The organism is Spongiactinospora gelatinilytica, from assembly GCF_003236385.1.
In the GTDB taxonomy this organism is placed as follows: Bacteria; Actinomycetota; Actinomycetes; order Streptosporangiales; family Streptosporangiaceae; genus Spongiactinospora; species Spongiactinospora gelatinilytica.
In genome coordinates this window covers 1-3,850 of record NZ_POUA01000534.1, presented here as the reverse complement: position 1 = coordinate 3,850, position 3,850 = coordinate 1, and the positions used below count along the sequence as shown (strand labels likewise).

Genomic DNA, 3,850 nt, shown 5'->3' with positions numbered 1-3,850 from the left:
CCCCCACCCCGACGCCCGCGCCGCGTGCCTTTCCCGCCGCCTTCAAGGGCAAGTGGCAGGGCCGCGTCCGCTACTACCCGGGCGCGAGCGACGAACTACGCCTCGACATCTCCGCCAAGCAGATCACCGAGCACTACGTCGAGTACCGCTGCGTCGCCACATCCCGCCTGGTCAAGGTGATGGGCGACGTCGCCACCCTGAAGCGCGTGGCGATGCGCGGCAACTGCCCGCGCAACGGCTCCATCGCCCTGACCCTGGGCCAGGGCGACACCCTGGAGTTCAGCTACAGCGGCCACGGTGAGAACAAGATCACCCGAGACGTGAACTTCGTCATCGTCGGCACACTGACCAGACCCGGCTGACCGCGCCCAGGGGTCAGGTGCCGTCCACGCGGGCGGCGGCGGCGAGCGGGACCTCCTGGCTGGGGGAGTTCTCCAGTTTGGCCGCCAGATATTGGGCGCTGGTGTGGTAGGCGGCGCGGGGAAGGCCGCCGCGCCAGGCCACGTAAAGACCGTCGTCGGAGACCCTGGCCTCACCGGCGTTCAGGAAGTTCGAGGCGAATTCGTAGATCCCGTCTTCCTTCGCCATTTCGGTGTTGAGCTTCTTCCAGGCGTCGATCTCGCCGGGGTGGTCGTGGCTGTACATCACGGTGGCGTTGGGCGCGATGGTGCTCAGCCATTCGGCGCAACTGTCGCTTTGCCGCCCGATGCGCGTGCTGCACGGCGCGAGTTCGACGTACACCCGGCTGATTCCCAGAATGCCCGAGCCCAGCAGCTCGAACGCCTGCTGAATGGCGCTGCGCTCGGCGTGGACCTTGCCCTCGGCCGCGTGCTCGCTCTGGCTCCAGCCCGCCGCGGCGGCCACCACGATTCCGCTGCCTTCGCGCTTGACCACCTCGACCACCGCGAAGCACGAAGCGTTGCCCCAGGTGGATTTGACGGCGGTACTCCTGGCACGTTCCATCTTCACCTGAGCCGCCCGGCCCTGCGCGCACCTGGCGGCCAGGTCGGCGATTCCGTGCCGGTTGACGAAGGCGAGCCACGCGTCGAAGACCTCTTTGGCCGTCGGGTCGCCCGGTGGCGGCGGAGGCATCGGATGAATTCCGCCGCCGAACCGGGACCCTAATCTGACCGTGCATGTTCCCATGCGTGTTCGTGCCCCCCACCTCAGAGCCGATTTCCCTTGCGAATCCGCACGATATTTCGCGATACCACGGCACGCAATGGGCGGATAACATACTGTCCACATCCGGACAGTGCTCCAATCACCGGTGGATCAGCGGCAGGCCGAGCGCACGGAAGGCGTCCGTGCCCTGGTGGGAGACGATCCGGCTGACGCCCGCCGGGGTGAGGGTGAGGGTTTCGACGGAGTAGGCGCGGTACCGGCCGTCCGGGCCGGGTGCGTAGGTGGCGAAGGCCGGGTGGCCTGCGTAGGTGGTGGGGACCATCCGGCAGGTACCGAACGCCGGGCACTCGTTCGCCAGGAATCGAGTGATGGCCTCCCGCCCGGTGAGCCTGGACGAGGTCAGCTCGCAGACCGCGTCCTCGGTGAGCAGGCGGGTCAGGGCGGGCGCGTCGGCGTTCTCGAAGGCGTTGACGTAGCGGTCGAGCAGGTCGCGGCGGCAGGCGTCGTCAGGCTCGGCGATCTCGTCGGGCTCGGGGGCCGCCTCCGACATGCGCGCTCTGGCCCGGAGGAGCGTGCTGTGGACGGCCGCGCTGGTGCTGCCGAGCGCCACGGCCACCTCGGCGGCGGGCCAGTTCAGCACGTCGCGCAGGATCAGTACGGCCCGCTGCTTCGGGGTCAGATGCCGCCAGGTGGCCGCGACCGCCAGCCGTACCCCGGCCCGCGTCTCGGTCACCACGGCGGGGTCGGCGGGCTGCGCACCGAACACCACCCCGGCCGCCCACCACGGCTCCGCCGTCTCGGTGGGGAGCGGGCGACGACCCCGGCTCTCGATCGCGTTCAGACAGGCGTTGGTGGCGATCCGGTACAACCAACTCCGCACCGACGACCGCCCTTGGAAGCCGTCGTACGCTCGCCACGCACGCAGGTAGGTCTCCTGAACGAGGTCTTCCGCCTCCTGTGCCGAACCCAGGATGCGCCGGCAATGCACCAGCAACTCCTGCCGGTACTCGTCGATCAACCCCGCAAAGTCGGTACGGTCCTGTGGTGTCATGGCTCGCGTCCTCCCCCTTGTGAAACTCGTCCTGGGTCAGGACCGGCCGGACAGGGCGGATTCGTCGTACGTCGCGCGGCGATTTTCACCGGCTTCGGTGGTCTCCAGCAGTATGACTCAGACGCCCCCACTGCCCGCCGCCCGCCCGGCACGCCACCGATGGCCCGCGCTTGCCCTCCTGTGTGCCGCTTTCTTCATGGTCGCCCTGGATGGGCAGATCGTCATCCTTGCCCTCCCCTCCATCCAGGCCGACCTCGGGCTCGACGCCTCGGCGCTGCAATGGGTGCTCAGCGCGTACCTGCTCGGCTTCGGCGGCCTGTTGCTGCTCGCCGGCCGGGTGGCCGACCTGCTCGGGCACCGCAGGCTGTTCCTCGCCGGGGTGGTGTTGTTCCTGCTCTCCTCGCTCGCCTGCGGCCTCGCCGGGAACGGCGGTGCGCTGATCGCCGCCCGCGTCGCGCAGGGCGTATCGGCGGCCGTGCTGTCGCCCACCGCGCTCGCCCTGGTGACGACCACGTTCGCGGAAGGCCCGGAACGCAACCGGGCGCTGGCGATCTGGACCGGCACCGGCGCGTTCGGCGCGACCGCTGCGTTGCTGGCCGGCGGGGTGCTCACCGACGTGCTCGGCTGGCAGTGGATCTTCTTCATCAACGTGCCGGTCGCGGTGGCCATGCTGGCCCTGACCCCCGTACTGCTGCGCGAGAGCCGTGCCACCGGCCCCGGCGGGTTCGACGTCGGCGGCGCGGTGACCAGCACGACGGCACTCGTACTTCGCCGTGGTCGAGGTGCCCACCTCCGGCTGGACCGCCCCGCGCACGATCATCGCCCTTGCCGCCGCCGCACTGCTGCTCGCCCTGTTCGTCCTCGTCGAACGCCGCTCGAAGGCCCCCCTGGTGCCGCCCCGCCTGTTCGCCAACGGCCCCCTGGTCGGCGGCAACCTGCTGATGGTCCTGGTCGGCATGCTGCTGCTCGGGTTCAACGTGATCGTCTCGCTGTACGCCCAGCAGGTACTCCACTTCACCCCGGTGATCTTCGGACTCGGCACCCTCGCCTACGCCCTGATGGACCTCCTGTCCGCCAACCTCACCGGCTCGCTCATCGGCAGGATCGGCCACCGGACGGTGGCCGTGGGCGGCATGGCGCTGTTCGTGGTCGGCTCGCTGCTGATGACCGGCGTCTCGGCCGGCGGCAGCTACTTCGGCGACCTCTTCTGGGGCCTGCTCGTCTTCGGCACCGCCGTCGGTACGACCTTCGTGGCGGCCACCGTCGCCGCCCTGACCGGAGTGCGGGAGGAGGACGCGGGCCTGGCCTCGGGCATCAACAACATGGCGTTCTGGATCGGCGGTGCCCTCGGCACCGCCGTGGTCTCCTCCGTCGCCGTCGCCTTCACCAACGGTCCCGGCCCGGCCGCGCTCACGACCGGCTTCCAGGCCGCCTTCTGGGCCTGCTTCGCCTGCGCGGCCCTCGGCGTCCTCGTCGCCCTGGCCCTACCGGGCCGGGCCCGTGGCTGAAGGCTTCAGGCGGCCCCCATCCTGGCCAGGATGCCGAGTTGTACGGTGAGCGCGGCCACCAGCTCATACGGCCCCGGCCGGGCGAACTCGGGCAACACCCCGGCCGCCTTCTGTTCCGGGCTCGGCGGGGTGTGCTTGCTCGCCCACCACCATCCGTTCTGCACGA

4 protein-coding genes and 1 pseudogene are annotated in these 3,850 nt (G+C 70.2%); 3 read left to right on the top strand and 2 right to left on the bottom strand.

Translation table 11 applies throughout. From position 1 onward, the window contains the following. Positions 1–362, top strand: a 362-nt coding sequence (locus C1I98_RS42160) for a hypothetical protein (protein WP_158558335.1), incomplete at its 5' end; no start/stop codon positions are given. Positions 363–375: 13 nt separating this feature from the next. Here C1I98_RS42160 and C1I98_RS36400 read toward each other — a convergent pair. Both C1I98_RS36400 and C1I98_RS36395 read right to left on the bottom strand, forming a co-directional pair. Beyond that, positions 376–1,092 carry a cytidine/deoxycytidylate deaminase family protein gene (locus C1I98_RS36400; protein WP_158558334.1) on the bottom strand — a complete coding sequence of 239 codons (717 nt, stop codon included), beginning with the start codon at positions 1,090–1,092 and terminating at the stop codon, positions 376–378. Between the two features lie 172 nt (positions 1,093–1,264). Continuing rightward, a complete protein-coding gene (locus C1I98_RS36395) occupies positions 1,265–2,176 on the bottom strand; it encodes an RNA polymerase subunit sigma-70 (RefSeq protein ID WP_111171828.1) in 912 nt (303 codons plus the stop codon). Here C1I98_RS36395 and C1I98_RS45925 point away from each other — a divergent pair. Together C1I98_RS45925 and C1I98_RS44690 are read left to right on the top strand one after the other, a co-directional pair. Continuing rightward, positions 2,097–2,834, top strand: a pseudogene (locus C1I98_RS45925) (MFS transporter); the annotation flags it as partial. The gene C1I98_RS36395 and the pseudogene C1I98_RS45925 overlap by 80 nt on opposite strands. Before the next feature lie 115 nt (positions 2,835–2,949). Continuing rightward, positions 2,950–3,684 carry an MFS transporter gene (locus C1I98_RS44690; protein WP_111171827.1) on the top strand — a complete coding sequence of 245 codons (735 nt, stop codon included), beginning with the start codon at positions 2,950–2,952 and terminating at the stop codon, positions 3,682–3,684. Positions 3,685–3,850: the final 166 nt, after the last annotated feature.

Excerpts from the sequence above, each read along its gene's own strand:
- C1I98_RS36400 (WP_158558334.1), bottom strand. The coding sequence starts at position 1,092 with ATGCCTCCGCCGCCACCGGGCGACCCGACGGCCAAAGAGGTCTTCGAC.
- C1I98_RS36395 (WP_111171828.1), bottom strand. The coding sequence starts at position 2,176 with ATGACACCACAGGACCGTACCGACTTTGCGGGGTTGATCGACGAGTAC.